We start from the raw sequence: 18,565 nt of genomic DNA, 5'->3' as shown, positions 1-18,565 counted from the left end.
GAACACTTGCGTTGTGAGGCGTCAAGTCATTTACTCCATCCAGACAAGGCGGCTTCGGAATACCGGCCGTTTGGGAGGAAGACAGTCAGCGAAGTGGAATGTGAGAACGGGCCTCGTCGCTGGGCGCCGAGGGTCTCGCATTGCCTCCAGCACTGGCACGGATTTCCCTGAGCAACATTAAAGCTGCTGTCGAGCAACGCACATTGCGTACTTGAGGATTGAACATGGACGATCTGAAGTTTGGCACACGAAACAAGCGAGGCGACTGGTCACCCAACGGGCGCATCGAGGTCGCGCCCTTCTGGGCTTGGCCGCCGAAATTCCTGAAGGTCCTGCATTGGCTTCCGGAATATATCTGGCCGTGGAACGCATTCCATATGGCGACGGCACTTGCCTATTGGTACCTCGTCGTTCCCAGTATCGAGACGATGAAGACGTTGAGTTGGGGCTGGCCACTCTATCTCTATGCGGTCAACGCTGCTGCGATCTTCGTCATGTATGGCTCCATAGAGCTGTTTTACTATGTGAAGCGTGTTCAGGGAAATCGCTTCAAATACAACGTCAAATTTCCATCTGAACAGCCGTCGGACGTCTTCTGGTTCAAGAGCCAGAACATCGACAACTTCATGCGCAGTTTCTTCATCTCGATCCCGCTTTGGACGCTGGTCGAAGTGCTGATGCTCTGGTGCTTCGCCAACGGCACGGCTTCCTGGGTCAATTGGGGCGACCATCCATACTATCTGGCCGCACTCGTTTTCATCGCGCCGGTCATCCACGAGGTGCATTTCTTCGTCATCCACCGATTGATCCACACGCCAATTCTCTACAAGTGGATCCACTCGGTGCACCACAATTCGGTCAATCCGTCGCCCTGGTCATCGCTGTCGATGCATCCGGTGGAGGGCCTTCTCTATCACGCCGTGGTGCTGTGGCACCTTGTTATCCCATCCAATCCGATCGTGGCGCTCTTCCAGCTGCACATCGCCGGATTTGGCGCGGTCAACGGCCATATTGGTTTCGAAAAGCTCGAGGTCACGGAGGATACCGCCGTCGACAGCCACGCCTATGCTCACTACCTGCACCACAAGTACTTCGAGGTGAACTACGGCGGCGACGGGCTGATCCCGCTCGATAGGTGGTTCGGCACCTGGCACGACGGGACCAGGGAGGGTGAGGCCCAGATGCAGGCACGGTTCCAGGAAAAGAAAGCGCGGATGAACGCCAAGAATACGGCGACCGCCAGCCAGCGGTGACGCTCGAGAAACGATGAGTTCGAGGTCCGGTTGAGGAGAATCGGATTTCCACGGGTCGGGCTGCAAGCACCGATCGTTCACGTCGTTGATGAATTTAACGGCCGTCAGGGGACGGCCACTAGGAGGAGGAAGAAATGAACAAATTGAAGCGCCTATTGACGGTCGCCGTCACGGCAACCCTGATGGCGACAAGCGCCACGGTGGTCCTGGCGGAGACCAAGGGAGCAAAGATCTTCGTCATTGGTGGCAAGGCGGATGACCCTTTCTGGTCCAAGGTCAAGAAGGGCCCCGATGATGCCGGCAAGCTCGTCGCGGCGCAGGGCGGCTCGGTCACCTGGCTCGGCCCCCAGAACTACGACAATCTCGGACCGGACGCTGCCGATCTTATCCGCACCGCGCTGAGCCAACATCCAAGCGCCGTCGTCGGTCCGGATTGGGTACCTGAAGCCATGGACGAGGCCTTCAAGGCAGTCGTTGATGCCAAGGTTCCGCTCATCATCTACAATGCCGGCGGTATGGACGCAGCCAAGAAGCTGGGCGCCATGAACTATATCGGCAGCGACGAATATATTGCAGGTGTCGCCGGCGGCGAATATTTCGGCAAAAGCAGCTCCAAGAATGTGCTCTGTGTCAACACATTGCCGGGCGCTGCGAACACGGAGGCCCGGTGCAAGGGCGTTGCCGACGGTCTCACGAAGGGTGGTGGGAAATCGACAGAGCTACCTCTGCCGTCCACCAGCTTCGGCAACCCCACCGCCGTCGCTCAAGCCATCAAGGCTGCTCTTTTGAAGGACACGACCGTCGACGGACTTATCACGATCAGCGCCGGCGACGCCAATAGCGCGGCCAATGCAATCACGCAGGCCGGCGTTGTCGATAAGGTCAGACTTGGGACCTTTGACATGGACGAGTCTACCCTGCAGCGCATCAAGGACGGAACGCAGCTCTTTGCAATCGATCAGCAGCCTTATCTGCAAGGTTATCTGGCCGTGTCGCTGCTGAACACCTCCGTCAACTTCGGGCTCGACCTGCCAACGAAACCGGTCCTGACCGGTCCTGGCATCGTGAACGCCTCAAACGTTGAAGCGACACTGAACGGTGTGGCAGCCGGCGCTCGCTAGCCCGCATGCCGAGTGTCCGGCCTAAGGAGCGTGCTGCGATGGCCGGACATCTCCCGCAGTGGCATCCGCCGAAGGCCGGCGGCTCCACGATAAACATGTAGTTACAAGCCCCAGGGGGGTCTATTCATGAAAACTCAAACTTTAGCCCAGCCATTGGAAAGAGCGGCTACGTCTATCCCGAGCGCTTCGAGGCCCTCGATCGGCAGCCTGCTGCGCCGCCCTGAAATGGGTTCGCTCATCGGCCTTGTCATCGTCTTTGCTTTTTTCTCGGTCTTCGGCGGCGCCAGCTTCCTGACATCGGGCGGCGCGGCCAGTTGGCTGAATGTTGCCTCCGAACTCGGCATTATCGCTCTGCCGATCGGACTGTTGATGATTGCCGGACATCTCGATCTTTCCATCGGCTCGGTCATTCCCGCCAGCTCCATGATGATTGCCATCGTGTCGGGCCATTATGGCGCGCCGATCATCGTCGGCATTCTCGCCGCGCTCTGTCTTGGTCTGGTGGTGGGTTTCATCAATGGACTGCTCGTGATCCGCACGAGAGTGCCTTCCTTTGTCGTCACCCTTGCCACCCTGTTTGCTGTGGCCGGCCTGACGCTGGGTCTATCCGTTATCCTTGCCGGCAGCACGAGTGTCGCACTCAAGAGCGGACCGGTCGCAAAGCTGCTGCTCGGCCAGTTCGTCGGCGGCAAGTTCCAGGTGACCCTCTTCTGGTGGATTGCCTTCATCGTGATCGTCGGTTTCATCTTGAACTTCTCGCGCTATGGAAACTGGATCCTTGCCATGGGCGGTGACCAGATCAGCGCCAGAAATGCCGGCATTCCGACGGAGCGCCTGACGATTGCTCTGTTTACCGGCAGCGGGCTGTGCGCTGCCTTCGTGGGCCTGTCGCAGGCGATCCTCTACAACAGCGCCCAGGTCGCCGCGGGGCAGTCGTTCATCTTCAATTCGATCATTGCGGTCGTCATCGGCGGCGTGCTGCTCACCGGCGGTTATGGTTCGGTGGTCGGCATCGTGCTTGGCACATTGACCTTCTCAGTCGTCAACCAGGGCATTTTCTACACTGGCTTCGACGCCAACTGGGCAAGCCTTATCATCGGCGTCCTGTTGCTTGCCGCCGTCCTCATGAACAACACGTTCCGCACCATGGCGTTGACCTATGCACCACGTGCGAAGAAGGGAACCCGATCATGACATCGCCCCTGCTCAAGCTCACGCAAATCAACAAGTCTTTCGGCCCTATCGACGTCCTCAACGACATCTCGCTCGAGGTCAAAGCAGGCGAAGTTCTGTGCCTGCTCGGCGACAACGGGGCCGGCAAGTCGACGCTGATCAAAATCCTCTCCGGTGTCCATAAACCGACATCCGGCAGCATGGAAATCAACGGCAATGCCATCGCGTTCGATAGCCCTCGCGACGCCAGCGACAACGGGATTGCGACCGTGCACCAGTTCGGCGGGACATTTCCGCTGATGAGCATTGGTCGGTCGTTCTTTGTGGGGGCCGAACCGACGAAACGTTGGGGACCCTTCACGGTCTACGACCGCAGCCGTGCCAATGAGATCGCCGTTAGGGAAATGCGCGAACTCGGGATTACACGCATCGACGATGGCGATCGCCTCGTCGGTGGCCTTTCGGGCGGCGAACGCCAGGCTCTGGCGATCGCCCGCGCCGTTCATTTCGGCGCCAAGCTTTTGATCCTGGATGAGCCGACGGCAGCACTTGGGGTCAAGGAAGCGGCCCACGTCCTGCGCATCGTGCTTCAAGCGCGCCAGAAGGGCATCGCCGTGGTGTTCATCACCCACAATGTCATCCATGCGCTGACCGTTGGCGACCACTTCGCAGTTCTCATCCATGGCTCGAAGGCCGCGGACTTCCGAAAGGGCGAAAAGAGCCGGGAGGAAATCACCGATCTTATGGCGGGTGGCGAGCAGATGGCCGAGCTGGAGGCGGAGATCGAAAGCTACATGGTGACGAGCGAAGGCAATCCGGAGCCGGCAAGGCAGGCGCTTTGACACGGCATCGAACAGAGCTACGGGCATGTCGGCCGCCAGCCGGTGTTCGTTGAGTTCTCCCAGTCCGCACGCCCTCTCGTGCGGACACAACGGCGGCCCGGACACCAATGGTCCGGGCCGTTTGACCCTAAGCGACAACAAAGAAGAGAGTATTCGTGACATGCCTCAATGGGTGGAAGCCTGTGGAACTGGCGACGTGGAGCAGGAAGAAGTCATACGGTTTGACCATCAGGGCCGAACGTTTTGCATATTTCGAAGCCCGGAGGATGAGTTCTATTGCACCGATGGTCTGTGCACGCATGAGAAGATCCATCTGGCCGATGGCTTGGTGATGGACCATTCCGTCGAATGCCCGAAGCACAATGGCGTGTTTGACTATCGCACCGGTGAAGCGATGCGGATGCCCGTCTGCGTCAACCTGAAAACATTTGCAGTCAAGGTCGAAAACGACCGCGTCTTTATCGAGTTATGAGCATGACGACTGGGCTTGAGGCTCTTCGCAACACATTCACAGTTTGAAAGGTAAGCCAATGGGCCTCTATCACAGCCGTCCGACAGTCGCTGACATCCGTGCCATGAAGGCGCGTGGCCAGAAGATCTCCATGCTCTACGTCACGACGATCGAGGAAGCCAAGGCGTCCGCGGCCGCCGGCATCGACATGCTTTCGATCGAGGGCCGTTTCTTCAGTCCACAAATGCGCGAGGCTGCCGGAAATTGCTTTGTCCAAGTGGGCCTGCCCTTCGGACCGTTCGGCAAGCTCGCCACCGCTGAAGATTACCTGCGCGAGGCCTTCGGCTTCATGGCGATCGGTGCAGATTGCATCTACTGCGCCGCCTCGCTCGATATCCAGAAAGTGCTTTGCGACAACGCGGTTCCAGTGGTCGCCCATGTCGGCTTGATCCCTTCGCAAGCCACCTGGACCGGCGGCTTCAAGGCGGTCGGCAAGACCGCCGAAAGCGCCAAGGCGGTATGGGATCACGTCAGGCGGCTTGAGGCTATTGGTTGCTTCGGCGCGGAGTTGGAAGTCGTGCCGGATCGTGTTGGGGAGGTGATCTCAAAGAGCACGCCGATGATCATGCTCGGAATGGGTGCCGGGGCGGGAGCCGACGCACAATATCTTTTCGCCGAGGACGTGCTCGGCCACACGACGGGCCACAAGCCAAGGCACGCCAAGACCTATCGCAATTTCGCGGCCGAATACGAGCGACTACAGCAGGAAAGGGTGGCCGCCTTCAAGGAGTTTATCGCCGATGTCGAGACCGGCGCCTATCCGGCTCCGCAGCATGCCGTGCCTATCGAGGACGCCGAATTTGCCCGCTTCGAAGCCAGCATCGCGATCTCCTAGGAGGCCCAACGGACAGCCTTGATCTGATCAAGGCCGTCACCAGAGATTATGCTGAAGTTCGCAGCTTGATTTCGGCCGTCAGGAGGATTCGCTCATTGACTGGAAATATTGTTTTCCGCTCGGCGTTCTCTCCGAGCTTGTGCAACAGCAGCTCGATGGCAAGGCGGCCTATCTCATTGTAGTTTTGTGCAACAGTGGTCAGCGGCGGGCAGGTGTATCGTGAAAGGGGCTGGTCGTCGTGGCCTGCGACCCGCAGGTCGCAATCGTCACCACGGCCCACCTTGATCCCCGCTTGAAACGCCGCAGCAATGACCCCGAAGGCAACGCGATCATTGGCGCAGAGCACGGTTTTCGTCGGGAAGCCTCCACTTTCCAAAATGCGTAAGGTTTCGTCGAACCCAAATTTTTCAAAATCCCAAGATGTATCTTTTTTCGTCGTGACAATTCGCGGCTCGAGCTTGAGCTCGTTCATGGCCAGTTCGTAGGCCTTCAGGCGCTCATGGGCGTTATTGTTGACGAGTGGCATCCCGAAATAGCAAGGCGCATCCCCCGACCGCGACAGATAGTCGACAATCAGCCGGAAGCTCTGCTTGTTGTTCGTCCCGACAAACGCCGAGACGCTATCGAGCGGCGAGTCGACATAGATCAAAGGAATGCTCTCTCCGAGCCGGGCGAGCTTTTGCTGATGCGATTGAACACCCAAGGGTGCGATAATCGCGCCAGCGACATTCATTGATTTGAATGTCTCGATGGCTCGCTCTTCCATTTCCGGCTTGCCGTCCGAGCTCAGGACGAAGGCGAGGAAGCCGGCCTGGTCCGAGATGAATTCGATCTGCCGGGTGAGGGCCATGTAAAATGGGTCGGTCGAATTGGGTATGATTATGCCCAGTATGTTCGTGCGACGACGGTTCAGGTTTACGGCGAAGATATTCGGACGGAACCCCGAATGCTTGACCGCCTGTTCTATAATGTCTCTCGTCTTCTTTCGGACCGACGTAGGGTCGTTGAAGTATTTTGAGACCGTGGGCCTCGATAACCCCACGAATTCGGAGAAATCTTCCATCGTCCTGATTTCGGTCTTCACGCGGTACCGTCCCTATTGCAAATTGCTTGGCGTCAAATCGCCTCGGCCGAGAAACGACCGGCCATAGGCGACCGCTTGTATCCGGGCCGACGATTTGCCGGCAACCTTCCTTGCCTAGCAGGAATATAAACCTCTGTCGAAACCTGACAGAGGGTGTAACGCACGTCAAGATTATAGTTCCCGTGCGATAATCTGGAAATTGGTGCCGCATGCCCTTTCGAATATTTTCGCAGGGCGCTTGACATGTTTTAGCACTCGCGCAATAAAAGTTTACGCATGTAATTTTATGCGTATGCATTCGTAAAGGAGGAGATACGATGCGCACTGCCAGGAGGCATATCATCTACCTATCGTTGACCGTCGCGTCCGCCGCCTTGCTGGCAGGCGGAGCATACGCTGAGGAGCTCACCATTGCGACCGTCAACAACAACGACATGATCATCATGCAAAAGCTTTCGCCGGCCTGGGAAAAGGCTACGGGAAACAAGCTCAACTGGGTTGTGCTCGAAGAGAACGTCTTGCGGCAGAAGGTGACGACCGACATCGCGACGAAAAGCGGCCAGTACGACGTACTGACGATCGGCGGCTATGAAACCCCTATCTGGGGAAAAGAAGGTTGGCTCGCGCCAGTCGATGACCTCGGCGATGACTACGACTACGGCGATCTTTTGCCGCCAATTAAAACCGGTCTGACAGTCGCCGGCAAACTCTATGCCGTGCCCTTTTACACCGAAAGTTCCTTCACGCTTTATCTCAAGGATCTCTTCGACGCCGCCGGCCTAAAAATGCCGGATCAGCCGACTTACGATCAGATTAAGGAATTTGCCGCCAAGCTGACTGACAAGTCGAAAGAGCAGTATGGCATTTGCCTCAGAGGCAAGCCTGGCTGGGGCGAGAACATGGCCTTCCTCGGCACCATGATCAACACATATGGCGGCCGCTGGTTTGACATGGACTGGAAGCCACAGCTCAACACGGAGCCCTGGAAAAAAGCGGTAACCGACTATGTGGAATTGATGACCAAGTACGGTCCTCCCGGCGCCACGGCAAACGGTTTCAATGAAAACCAGGCACTGTTCTCAACGGGCCATTGCGCCATGTGGATCGACGCGACATCGGCTGCCGGCCGCGTTTTCGATCCCAAGCAGAGTAAGGTCGCCGACAAGGCGGGTTTCACGCGCGCGCCGGTCGCAGTCACTCCAAATGGCTCAAGCTGGTCCTGGTCCTGGAACCTTGCGATACCGGCCACCTCCACCAAGCTTGAGGCCGCAAAGTCCTTTTTGAAATGGGCGACGTCCAAGGACTACGTAAAGCTGGTTGGTGAAAAGGAAGGTTGGGTGGCTGTGCCTCCTGGCACGCGTCAGTCCACCTATGCCCTGCCGGAATATCAAAAGGCAGCGCCATTCGCTGCGACGGTTCTCAAGGCCATCATGGCGGCCGATCCGTCGAAGCCGACCAAGGACCCCGTGCCGTACACTGGCGTTCAATTCGTCGCCATACCGGAATTCCAAGGGATCGGAACGGTTGTCGGTCAGCAGATCGGGTCAGCTCTTGCTGGTCAACAAACGGTAGCTAGCGCGCTCGATAACGCCCAAAAGCAGGTCGAACGTGAGATGAGCCGGGCCGGATATCCAAAGAAATAGGGTTTCTCGCCCGCAGATAGCATCTGCGGGCGCCTCCCAGGAGTTCCGGCGGGCGATAGCCCGCCGGAACTTTTCGAGAAGATTTAGTCTCGACATTGCCCACGAGCGCTACGACCGGACGGCATGCGGTGACCATGGCATCGTTGTGCCTGACCAGGCGACGCTCGTCTAGCGATCGAGCCCTCGAATTGTCACCTTTTCCGCGCGGATGGAACTGCGTTGACAAGGCTGGTCGAAAATCCGTTGGTCGAGTCGCCATCCGTGGCGGCCTGATGGGTATCGTCATGGGATCTATGTCCGAAGGGAACATATTATGAGATTGAAAGACAAGGTCGCGTTCATTACCGGTGGAGCGCGTGGAATAGGCTTGGGATTTGCGGAGGCTTTCGTTCATGAGGGCGCCCGCGTTGTCATCGCAGATATTGATATTGATCGTGCGACGAAGGCTGCCAGCGGCATTGGCCCGGAGGCCTCCGCAGTTCATCTCGATGTGACTGATCTGGCGGCGATCGAGCGGGTTGTTGGTGAGACCGACAAGCGGCTGGGCGGGATCGACATCCTCGTCAACAATGCCGCCGTGTTCGACATGGCCCCGATCACGGATATTACCGAAGCAAGCTATGAGAAGGTTTTTGACATCAATCTCAAAGGCCCGCTTTTTGTGATGAAGGCTGTCGCCAACGCGATGATCGCTCGCGGAAAAGGCGGCAAGATCATAAACATGGCAAGCCAGGCCGGGCGGCGTGGCGAGGCGCTGGTGTTGCTCTATTGCGCGTCCAAAGCAGCGATGATCTCCGCCACGCAATCGGCTGCGCTTGGGCTCGTGAAACATGGCATCAATGTCAACGCGATTGCGCCCGGCGTTGTCGACGGCGAGCATTGGGATATCGTTGACGCTCATTTTGCAAAATGGGAAGGCCTGGCGCCGGGCGAGAAGAAGGCGGCCGTTGCCAAGTCGGTTCCGATCGGCCGGTTTGCAACTCCGGACGACATCAAGGGACTTGCGGTGTTTCTGGCTTCCTCGGACAGCGATTACATTCTTGCCCAGACTTACAATGTTGACGGCGGCAACTGGATGAGCTGACCCAGGGTCGGCGCATCCGCATCAACGCAATGTGTATCCGATCAGCAGGTGAGGGATATGCAAGCAATTCAATATACGCAGATCGGGAGTGCCACCACAACGGACCTAGCCGTCCCATCGCTGCGGCCGGGCCATGCCCTTGTCCAGGTCATGGCTTCCGGACTTTGCCACACCGACATCGACGTTCTCTACGGGCGCTATGGCAATGGCACATTTCCGCTTGTCCCCGGCCACGAGTTCTCGGGGAGAGTGGTTGCGGTCGCAGAGGACGTTACCGACCTTGAGGAAGGTGCAAGGGTCGTGGTGGATCCGAATATTCCCTGTGGTTCGTGCCGGTCCTGCCAGAAGGGCCGCTACAATCTTTGCCGAGATTTGAAGGCGTACGGCGTCACCACCGATGGCGGCTTTGCCGAATATGCCATCGTCGACGCAAAGCACCTGCATGACATCGGCAAGCTCTCCTTCCACACTGCAGCCCTTGCAGAACCGTTAGCCTGCGTCCTCAACGGTTTGGCGGTCGCAGGATACGGCGATGCAAGCAATGCATTGGTCTTTGGTGCCGGTCCCATCGGCCTGCTTCTGGCCCTGTCGCTAAGAGCAAGAGGCGTCAAGGGCGTCGCCGTCGCTGACATCAACGAGGATCGGCTTCGTTTCGCTGAGACCCTCGGCTTAAGGCCGGTCGTTTCCGGGTCTGGCGATCTCAAGGCAAAGCATTTCGACTTCGTCGCGGATGCAACGGGACTGCCGAAAATTGTGGGGGAGATGATCTCCTATACCGCCGACGGAGGAACCGCCCTGGTGTTCGGCGTCTGCGCTCCCGATGCCTTTGTCAAGGTGGCACCCTTCGAGATATTCCGGCGACAGATAAGGTTGGTCGGCTCTCACTCGCTGAACAAGAATATCCCGGAGGCGCTTTCGATCCTGCACCAGGACGACTGCTTCATGGAGAAGCTTGTTTCGCACCGGCTTCCGCTCGCCGAACTTATCCCGTTCTTTCGAAAAGGCGGTGCATCGGCAAAGACAATGAAAGTGCAGTTCTCTGAGGCTCAGTAGCTAACGCAGCTATCGGGGAAACGGAACTAGGGTCTGCACGCTTCAAAATAGTCGCGCAGGACCAAGTCAACATAGCCGATCGCAAGCGAGTGGGCATCCGGCTTGATCAGACCGTTTCGAACGGGTTCATAGCAACCGCGCAGATATTGGCTGATCAGCGTTTCGGGGATCGCCACGCCTTCAAGCAGTGCCATGAGGGTGCTTGCAGCTTGGGCGACATCGGGGTGCGGCCAGTAGTATCGAATTCTGTCGCTGTAGCTGAAGTGCCGTTGCAGCCGCTTTTCATCGGCGGTGCCGTGATAGTATTTCTCCCAGTTCTTCGGCTCGCAAATCATTATCCGCTCAAAAACCGTGCACAGCGTTTCGCTCCGGCGACCCGGGAAAAGGAACTCTGCGATCTCGTCGAGACCGTAGAGTGCCTCGCGTAGCGCGAAGGTGAGACCTGGGCCGACCTTGAGGATGGCAAAGCCGTCCTCGACAAGGCCGCGAAGCGCCTCAGGCGTCTGATAGTCCGTGGAGTGTGCCTCGAAGACAAATCCGGGGATCCGGTTCAGCACTGCACTAAGATCCCTGGCATTCGTCCTGCAATATGGGATGACGTTGTGATTTCCGAACTCGACGCCTGGTTGGACAACGGCGGCAATCGCCCTGTCAAACGCATCGATGACCCCAGCATCTGCAAAGGCTCGCCTGTGGATCTTCACGGTTTCAACTGCCGCCTCGGGTCGTGTGACCTCAAGCACGTCGAGTTCTTCGAGTGCTCCGCCGGGAACGGGCACCTCGGTGCCGATGATGTAGACCGGCTTGACGTCCGCGCCGGCCGTTGCTGCCTCTGCGACTGCCGCCAACCGGGCCGCGCGCTCGGCTGTCAGAGCGTCAGGCAGTGCCACCGGCTCGCCGGCGCATCCCATGCTGGTATCCAGGTGAAGTTTCGTAAAACCTGCTTTGGCAAAGGCCTCGATCATCACCTCGGCTTTGGCCATCGCCTCGGCGGCGGCCAGGTCCTTCCACGGATTGGGACCGAGATGGTCTCCGCCGAGGATAACCCGGTCTGCCGGAAAGCCGACCCGATCGGCGATTGTCTCAACAAATGTGCGAAAATCGCCGGGCGTCATGCCCGTATAGCCGCCGTCCTGATTGACCTGGTTGCAGGTGGCTTCAATCAGGACAGGGACGTTTTCTGCCGCCGCCCGTCGCATTGCGGCTTCGATCACCAGGGGATGGGCAGAGCAGATTGACGGGATGGCGCGCATCCCGGGCCGTTGCCGCCAAGAGGCGATGTCCTTGAGAAAGTTCTCCGTCATGCTTGGTGTCCTCTCTGCAAGGCGATGAAGGCGTCGAGCTCTGCGCGCGTCGACGCGCCTTCCATCGGGCCGGATTTCATAACGGCGCGCGCGCCCGAAGCGTTTGCGTAGTCGAGTGCCACAGAAGGTTTGGCGCCGTTCAACCAGAAGGTAACAAACGTCGCGCCGAAACTGTCGCCAGCGCCCGTCGGATCGATCTCTTCGGCTGCAAAGCCTGGTCCCTGAACACTGCCTTGAGCGTCGAAATAGGTCGCCCCCTCTGCACCACGCTTGAGCACGATCACCTTGATGCCCGTTGCGAGGAGTTTTGCAACCGCCTCCTCTTCGCTTTTCGCATCGGCAAAGAGGAAAAGTTCTTCACCGCTTGGGAGGAAGACGTCAGTCTGCGCGAGCACGGCATGAAGCGCTTGCCGCATGCCAGGGCTGTCGAGAATTTCGGCTCGCAAGTTCGGATCGAACGACACTGTTCCTCCCTTCGACTTGATCCTGGAAATTGCTCTTTGCACGCTATCGACGACAGAGGGCGCATAAAGGGAAGAGCCCATCACATGCAAATGACTGCATTCGTTGACCAGTCGGGCGACGTTGTCCGTGAATGGAATCGTGCCGCACGCACTGTTGCGAATGTTGAAGACAAAGGCTCTGCTGCCATCTGCCCGATAGCGCACGAAGGCGCTGCCGGTGGTGCCCTGCGGATCAATTTCTATTCCCGAAACGTCAACCCCGTCTTCCCGCAGCCGGTCGAGGTTGACCTCTCCGAAATCGTCTCGTCCCACCCCCGAGACAATCGCGCATGGCTGGCCCAACTTGCCGACTTGGTCGATAAAGATTGCCGGCGCTCCGGATGGATAGGGTCCGACAAGGTTGATCGCCTCGCGAAAACCATCCCCGCGTTCCGTGGCGATGATCTCGACCAGGATTTCCCCTATCGTCAGTATTTTGCTCATTCTCTTACCGTCTTGCCTGTTTGGAGCGAACATCCGGCCATACGCCGTCGCCGTTGAGAAAGCCCGCCAGGGCACCAGCGACGTCCGTGGCCACTTCCGCCGGACCGTATGTCGATCGATGTCGAGGGGTAGTGTCTCCCGGTCGGCCGGATGAAATCACAACAGGTTGGTTCAGGTCAATATTCAAAATTTACGTGAGTAAAAAATAAATAATCTGTGAGTAAATAAAATTTTCTCTGGCTTAGCTCGACCGGTCGGCAGTCAATAGCGAATTTCCCAGGAGCCCTCGCTGTCATGGCTGACTGACGTTGAGGAGCTGTAAGCCGATACCGAATCAATGCTCCCTAATCGTGCCGCGTCGGAGGACGAGGAGAATCGGCATTTTTCGGCGGTTTGCCCCAAGGCCGTGGCGGTGGGGCGAAGGGAGGAGGCATTATTATCAGGCTTGAGAAGATCTCGGACCTTACCTTGTCGCCGCTCCGGCAGCGATGGTGAGAACGAACTCATCGAGTTCGCGTTCGAGACGCTCTGGCGGCAAGCCAACGAACCGTGCCTCGAGGCTGATGCTGATCACACCATGCACGGCCCCAAACAGGGTGCGGGCACGAATAGCCCTGTCTTCCGCTGACAAATCGGGTTGCAGTTCGGCGAGGGGCTCGGCGATCACGCCCATTAGAAACATATGCTCTGCCAGATGCCACTCAGGTGTCGGGCTGCCCTCGGGCGGATAGTGCTCGAACAGAGCCTTCCAAAGGTTGCGGTTGGCAACCGCAAACGCGAGATATCCACGGGCCAAATTGCGCAGTCGATCAGTCGGCGTGCGATCCTTGACCGCGGTCAGGGCAAGCGAGCCCTCAAGGGCCTTGAGCGTGCCGGAGTTCACATGGAAAACAAGCTCGCTGAGGTCGGAAAAGACCGTATAAAGTCCTCCGAGCGCGCAGCCGGCGTCCTGCGTGACGTCTCGCGCCCGCAAGTTGGCGAGGCCTTCTTTGGCAATTCTGTTGCGTGCGGCCTCGATCAGCCGTGCCTTCAGGTCCTCGCGTTTTTCCGCCCTTCTTCCGGCCATTAACCATTCCATTTTGTTTTCTGAACGTTGTTCAAAAATAATCTTGAACAACGTTCAGAGTTATGTCAAAACCATTTCGTGAACAACGTTCATAAACGGGAGACACGAAATGTTCAATCTAATTGTCACACTGCTGCGGGGCAGGGCGTATGACGCCGATCAGGCCTTCGCCAACCGCAACGCCATGCCGCTGTTGAGCCAGCAAATTCGCGATGCGGCACACGCCATCCAGGCTGCCCGCCACGCCGTGGCTGTCGCAATTGCGCAGAACGAGCAGGAAAGCAGGCAGCATGCCACGATCCTCTCAAGGATCGCTGACCTCGAGACGCGCACCCTTGCCGCGCTGGAAAAAGGCAATGAGAGCCTTGCCCGGGAGGCGGCCGACGCAATCGCCTACCTCGAAGCCGAGCAGGATGCGTCGGAAAAGGCTCAAGCCCAGTTCTCAACGTCGATTGCAAAATTGAAGGGGACGGTTCGTGCCGCAGAGGCACGATTGCAAGAGCTGCAGCGCGGTGCGCGCTTGGCCCGCGCCACGCAAGAAGCCCAGAAGCTCGACCTTGCCGCTGCCGGCTCCGGTCTTGCCACGCTCGACGAGGCGGAGGAGACACTTGCCCGCCTTCGCACCCGACAGAGCCAGAACGAGACGATCGCTTCCGTCATCAAGGAGATGGACAGCACGCCTCGCTCTGCCGGAATCATCGAGAAGCTCGCCAATGCCGGCTGCGGTGCACCGCTGCGCTCATCCGCCGATGATGTGCTCGCCCGGCTCCGCGCCCGCACGAACAATCTAGCCTAGACCGCAATTCAGCAACGAAGGGACCAAGACAATGAACGACAGTTTTCAAAAGCATTCCTCAAGCTGGGTCAGCTTTTCTTATATCTCCTTCGGCACGGCAGCTTTCATGCTCGCCGCCGGCCTTTACATGATGCCCCTCGATCTATGGGGCAAAGGCTATCTGGCGATGGGCATTTTGATGCTTGTGCAGACGACGGTGAATATTACGAAGACCCTGCGCGACAACTCCGAATCCGAGAAGTTGATCCGTAAGATCGAGGACGCAAAGACTGAAAAGCTTCTCGTTAACTTCAATCGTAGCAGCGAGAATTAGCGTTTGTTAACTGCACGACAGGGTTGTTACGCCGCGCAACGTTTGCGTAACAACTCTGTGGCCTTCTCTTCGGCGAAAAGGGGTACCCGCCATGCAACGCAATCTGATGACTTCAAGAAAATTTGCGCCGCTCTTCTGGACGCAGTTTCTCACCGCCTTCAACGACAATTTCCTGAAGCAGACGCTCGTCTTCGTCATTCTTGTGAAGATGGCAGCAGAAGGCGCCTCGCTCGTCACGCTTGCCGGCGGTATCTTCATCGTGCCCTTCCTCTTGCTCTCGGCAATCGCCGGCGAACTCGCAGACAAATACGACAAGGCCAAGATGGCCGAGCTTCTGAAGCGGTGCGAAATTGCGGTGGCGGCCGTCTCCGTCATCGGCATCGCCTTTGCATCGATCTGGATCCTGATGCTGGCGCTTTTTGGTTTCGGCGTCATTTCCTCGCTCTTCGGCCCGATCAAATACGGCATCCTCCCCGACCATCTCGAACGCAAGGATTTGCCCAAGGCGAACGCCTGGATCGAGGGCGGCACCTTCATCGCCATTCTTACCGGCACGATCGTTGCCGCACTTGCCTTCACGAAGGGCGACAACGTCTGGATCTTCGGCCCGATGATGATGGGTCTTTCGATACTGTGCTGGTTTTCCGCCCGGATGATCCCGCCAACCGGCTCGAAGGCGCCGGACCTCGTCATCGACAAGAACGTCTTCCGCTCAAGCGTTACCCTGGTCAACGAGCTGCGATCCGACAAGCGCATTTGGCGCTCGGCGTTGATGAATTGCTGGTTCTGGTTCGTCGGTGCCTTCGTCATGTCGATGCTGCCGATCATGGTCAAGGAAATCCTCGGCGGTTCCGAGATTGTCGTTCCTGCCTATCTGGCGATCTTCGCGATCTCGATCGCCATCGGCTCGGCTATCGCCGGCTGGATGTCGGCCGGCCGCGTCGTGCTGTTGCCCGCGCCGATCGGCACTTGCATCGTCGCGCTATTCGGCCTCGACCTTGCCTGGAACCTCTGGGGTCTGCATTCGGTGGCGCAAGCCGAAACGATCGCCACCTTCTTCGCCGGTAAGAACACTATCCGCGTTGCGATTGACCTTTCAGGCATGGCCGTCGGCGGCGCCTTCCTCGCCGTCCCGACTTTTGCCGCCATGCAGACATGGGCACATGAGGATCGCCGCGCCCGCGTCATCGGAGCTGCCAACGTGTTGTCTGCCTTGTTCATTTCAACCGGGCTTGCACTGGTCGCCATCCTGCAGGTTGCCGGCATGTCGATCCCGATGATCATCCTCACTCTGTCGGTCATCAATATCGGTGTTGCCTGGCTGATGTTGAAGACCTTGCCGACCAATCCCTTCCGGGATTTCATCTCGATCCTGTTCCGCGCCTTCATGCGGCTGGAAGTCGAAGGCCTGGAAAACATCAAGAAGGCCGGCCCCGCACCCATTATTGCGCTCAACCATGTGAGCCTGCTGGACGGCGCGCTAGCTCTGGCCATCACTGAAGAAGAGCCGGTCTTTGCAATCGACTATAAAATCGCACAGGTCTGGTGGGTGCGGCCGTTTCTGAAAATGTGCAAATTCCTGCCGCTCGACCCGACCAAGCCGATGGCGACGCGTTCACTGATCAAGGTCGTTCAGGACGGCAGCCCGATCGGTATTTTCCCCGAAGGTCGCCTGACCGTGACCGGAAGCCTGATGAAAGTCTATGATGGCGCCGCGATGGTCGCTGACAAGACCGGCGCCATGATCGTACCGGTTCGCATCGACGGGCTGGAAAAGAGTTACGCCTCCTACATGACATCAGGCCATGTCCGCCGTCGCCTGTTCCCGAAGGTCAAGGTGACGATCCTCGAGCCGGTGAGGCTGGAGGTACCTGCCGAGCTCAAGGGCCGCAAGCGGCGCATTGCCGCCGGCGCGGCGCTCTACCAGGTCATGTCGATGCTGATATTCCGCACGACAGACGTCGAGACGACTGTGCTTGATCGGATCATCGAAACGGCGCGCGAACAGGGCGGAAGCAGGCTGGCGGTCGAAGATCCGATCTCCGGCAAGCTGTCATATGCCAAGCTGCTGACGGGTGCGGCCGTGCTTGGCGCCAAGTTCAAGCGCATGTTCCCCGATGCGAAGACGCTCGGCGTCATGCTGCCGAACGCCAACGGCACTGCTGCCACTCTCCTCGGCGTCATGTCGGCCGGCAAGGTGCCGGCTATGCTCAACTTCACCGCCGGTGCGGCTAACATCCTCTCTGCCTGCAAGGCGGCCGAGGTGAAACAGGTGCTGTCCTCGCGGGCCTTCGTGACGCAGGCCAAGCTTGGACTGGTGATCGAAGAGCTCGAAAAGCAAGTGGAAATCGTCTGGCTCGATGATCTCCGGGCGGCCATTTCGCCGATCGAAAAGGTTCGCGGGCTGCTCCACAAATATCGACCACTGGTCAAGCGCCATTCCGATGATCCGGCTGTCATCCTGTTCACCTCGGGGTCGGAGGGAACGCCAAAGGGTGTGGTGCTGACCCACCGCAACATCCTGTCGAATGCCGCCCAGGCTGCCTCCCGCATCGATTTCCATTCCGGCGACAAGGTGTTCAACATCCTGCCGGTCTTCCATTCCTTCGGCCTGACGGCGGGCACCGTCCTGCCGCTGATTTCAGGCGTGCCTGTCTATTTCTATCCGTCGCCGCTGCACTACCGCATCGTGCCGGAGCTGATCTACGTCTCGAACGCGACCATCATCTTCGGAACCGATACGTTCCTGAACGGCTATGCCCGTACGGCGCATCCTTATGATTTCCGGTCGATCCGCTACATTTTCTCAGGTGCCGAGCCGGTGAAGCCCTCGACGCGGGAAACCTACATGGAAAAGTTCGGCCTGCGCATCCTCGAAGGTTACGGCGTGACGGAGACGGCGCCGGTGATCTCGCTCAATACCCCGATGTACAATCGCTCCGGAACGGTCGGAAAAATCATGCCCGGAATGGAGTGGAAGCTTGAATCGGTCCCCGGCATCGACGAGGGAGGGCGGCTCTTCATTCGCGGGGCAAACGTCATGGCCGGTTACCTTCGTGCTGAAAATCCAGGCGTCGTCGAGCCACTCCAGGACGGCTGGCACGATACGGGCGATATCGTCACGATCGACGATGACGGGTTCGTCAAAATCCGCGGTCGTGCCAAGCGGTTCGCAAAGATCGCAGGGGAGATGGTGTCGCTCGCCGCGGTGGAAGCGCTTGCCGGACAGCTCTGGCCAGGCGCCCTTTCGGTCGTCTCGTCTGTCCCTGATGCCAAGAAGGGCGAGCGGCTGATCCTTTTGACCGATGCGCCGAACGCCAGCCGAGCCGAATTCATTGCCTTTGCCAAATCGACGGGAGCAATGGACTTGATGGTGCCGGCTGAGATCAACATTGGCAACGTGCCGGTTCTCGGTTCCGGAAAGGTGGACTTTGTCACCGCGAGCAAGGTCGCTCGAAGCGCGGAACCGTCACTCAACGCTGCATGAAACCACCGCTGTAGCTTAGCCAGAGCTTGTTCCGGCAGTGATCGGCCCGCTTT

General features: G+C 58.3%; 16 protein-coding genes. 12 read left to right on the top strand and 4 right to left on the bottom strand.

What is annotated here, in order from left to right:
* The first annotated feature begins 224 nt into the window (after nucleotides 1-224).
* The 6 genes from AB4Z52_RS29065 (at nucleotide 225) to AB4Z52_RS29040 (ending at nucleotide 5,735) form a co-directional block, all read left to right on the top strand.
* Nucleotides 225-1,253: a sterol desaturase family protein gene (locus tag AB4Z52_RS29065; RefSeq protein ID WP_442221348.1), complete on the top strand. Its 1,029-nt coding sequence runs from the start codon at nucleotides 225-227 to the stop codon at nucleotides 1,251-1,253.
* 134 nt (nucleotides 1,254-1,387) lie between these two features.
* A complete protein-coding gene (locus tag AB4Z52_RS29060) occupies nucleotides 1,388-2,374 on the top strand; it encodes a sugar ABC transporter substrate-binding protein (protein ID WP_442221347.1) in 987 nt (328 codons plus the stop codon).
* 225 nt (nucleotides 2,375-2,599) lie between these two features.
* Nucleotides 2,600-3,568: an ABC transporter permease gene (locus AB4Z52_RS29055; RefSeq protein WP_442221368.1), complete on the top strand. Its 969-nt coding sequence runs from the start codon at nucleotides 2,600-2,602 to the stop codon at nucleotides 3,566-3,568.
* A complete protein-coding gene (locus AB4Z52_RS29050; RefSeq protein ID WP_442221346.1) occupies nucleotides 3,565-4,389 on the top strand; it encodes an ATP-binding cassette domain-containing protein in 825 nt (274 codons plus the stop codon). The genes AB4Z52_RS29055 and AB4Z52_RS29050 overlap by 4 nt, the downstream gene beginning before the upstream one ends.
* Nucleotides 4,390-4,549: 160 nt before the next feature.
* A complete protein-coding gene (locus AB4Z52_RS29045) occupies nucleotides 4,550-4,861 on the top strand; it encodes a MocE family 2Fe-2S type ferredoxin (RefSeq protein ID WP_442221367.1) in 312 nt (103 codons plus the stop codon).
* Between the two features lie 58 nt (nucleotides 4,862-4,919).
* Entirely contained in the window at nucleotides 4,920-5,735 is an 816-nt protein-coding gene (locus tag AB4Z52_RS29040; protein ID WP_442221345.1) for a 3-methyl-2-oxobutanoate hydroxymethyltransferase, read from the top strand.
* Nucleotides 5,736-5,781: 46 nt separating this feature from the next.
* Here the strand turns inward: AB4Z52_RS29040 and AB4Z52_RS29035 are convergent, their stop codons facing one another.
* Nucleotides 5,782-6,798, bottom strand: coding sequence for a LacI family DNA-binding transcriptional regulator (locus AB4Z52_RS29035; RefSeq protein ID WP_442221366.1), 1,017 nt, complete (start codon nucleotides 6,796-6,798; stop codon nucleotides 5,782-5,784).
* Between the two features lie 338 nt (nucleotides 6,799-7,136).
* Between AB4Z52_RS29035 and AB4Z52_RS29030 the strand changes: the two genes are divergently transcribed.
* The 3 genes from AB4Z52_RS29030 to AB4Z52_RS29020 all read left to right on the top strand — a co-directional run bounded on the left by AB4Z52_RS29030 (nucleotide 7,137) and on the right by AB4Z52_RS29020 (nucleotide 10,599).
* Entirely contained in the window at nucleotides 7,137-8,462 is a 1,326-nt protein-coding gene (locus tag AB4Z52_RS29030; protein WP_442221344.1) for an ABC transporter substrate-binding protein, read from the top strand.
* Nucleotides 8,463-8,775: 313 nt separating this feature from the next.
* Entirely contained in the window at nucleotides 8,776-9,546 is a 771-nt protein-coding gene (locus AB4Z52_RS29025) for an L-iditol 2-dehydrogenase (RefSeq protein WP_442221343.1), read from the top strand.
* Nucleotides 9,547-9,603: 57 nt separating this feature from the next.
* Nucleotides 9,604-10,599: an alcohol dehydrogenase catalytic domain-containing protein gene (locus tag AB4Z52_RS29020; RefSeq protein WP_442221342.1), complete on the top strand. Its 996-nt coding sequence runs from the start codon at nucleotides 9,604-9,606 to the stop codon at nucleotides 10,597-10,599.
* Nucleotides 10,600-10,625: 26 nt separating this feature from the next.
* Here AB4Z52_RS29020 and AB4Z52_RS29015 read toward each other — a convergent pair whose 3' ends face one another.
* The 3 genes from AB4Z52_RS29015 to AB4Z52_RS29005 all read right to left on the bottom strand — a co-directional run bounded on the left by AB4Z52_RS29015 (nucleotide 10,626) and on the right by AB4Z52_RS29005 (nucleotide 13,916).
* On the bottom strand, nucleotides 10,626-11,903 hold the full coding sequence (locus tag AB4Z52_RS29015; RefSeq protein WP_442221341.1) for a D-tagatose-bisphosphate aldolase, class II, non-catalytic subunit: 1,278 nt from the start codon (nucleotides 11,901-11,903) through the stop codon (nucleotides 10,626-10,628).
* Nucleotides 11,900-12,850 carry a tagatose kinase gene (locus AB4Z52_RS29010; protein WP_442221340.1) on the bottom strand — a complete coding sequence of 317 codons (951 nt, stop codon included), beginning with the start codon at nucleotides 12,848-12,850 and terminating at the stop codon, nucleotides 11,900-11,902. Before AB4Z52_RS29010 ends, AB4Z52_RS29015 begins: the two co-directional genes overlap by 4 nt.
* Nucleotides 12,851-13,313: 463 nt before the next feature.
* The gene (locus tag AB4Z52_RS29005) at nucleotides 13,314-13,916 is read right to left on the bottom strand and encodes a TetR/AcrR family transcriptional regulator (protein WP_442221339.1); all 603 of its coding nucleotides are present in this window, start codon (nucleotides 13,914-13,916) and stop codon (nucleotides 13,314-13,316) included.
* Between the two features lie 109 nt (nucleotides 13,917-14,025).
* Here AB4Z52_RS29005 and AB4Z52_RS29000 point away from each other — a divergent pair, with 109 nt between their 5' ends.
* The 3 genes from AB4Z52_RS29000 to AB4Z52_RS28990 all read left to right on the top strand — a co-directional run bounded on the left by AB4Z52_RS29000 (nucleotide 14,026) and on the right by AB4Z52_RS28990 (nucleotide 18,512).
* Nucleotides 14,026-14,712, top strand: coding sequence for a PspA/IM30 family protein (locus AB4Z52_RS29000; protein ID WP_442221338.1), 687 nt, complete (start codon nucleotides 14,026-14,028; stop codon nucleotides 14,710-14,712).
* Nucleotides 14,713-14,743: 31 nt separating this feature from the next.
* Entirely contained in the window at nucleotides 14,744-15,025 is a 282-nt protein-coding gene (locus AB4Z52_RS28995; RefSeq protein ID WP_442221337.1) for a YiaA/YiaB family inner membrane protein, read from the top strand.
* 91 nt (nucleotides 15,026-15,116) lie between these two features.
* Complete coding sequence (locus tag AB4Z52_RS28990) at nucleotides 15,117-18,512, top strand: acyl-[ACP]--phospholipid O-acyltransferase (RefSeq protein WP_442221336.1); 3,396 nt, start codon at nucleotides 15,117-15,119, stop codon at nucleotides 18,510-18,512.
* Nucleotides 18,513-18,565 lie beyond the last annotated feature (53 nt).

The sequence above is a fragment of the Rhizobium sp. 2YAF20 genome (assembly GCF_052114685.1).
Classification (GTDB): domain Bacteria; phylum Pseudomonadota; class Alphaproteobacteria; order Rhizobiales; family Rhizobiaceae; genus Rhizobium.
Note: the sequence above shows the minus strand (reverse complement) of the source record. Positions and strands in the feature narration are given on the sequence as shown.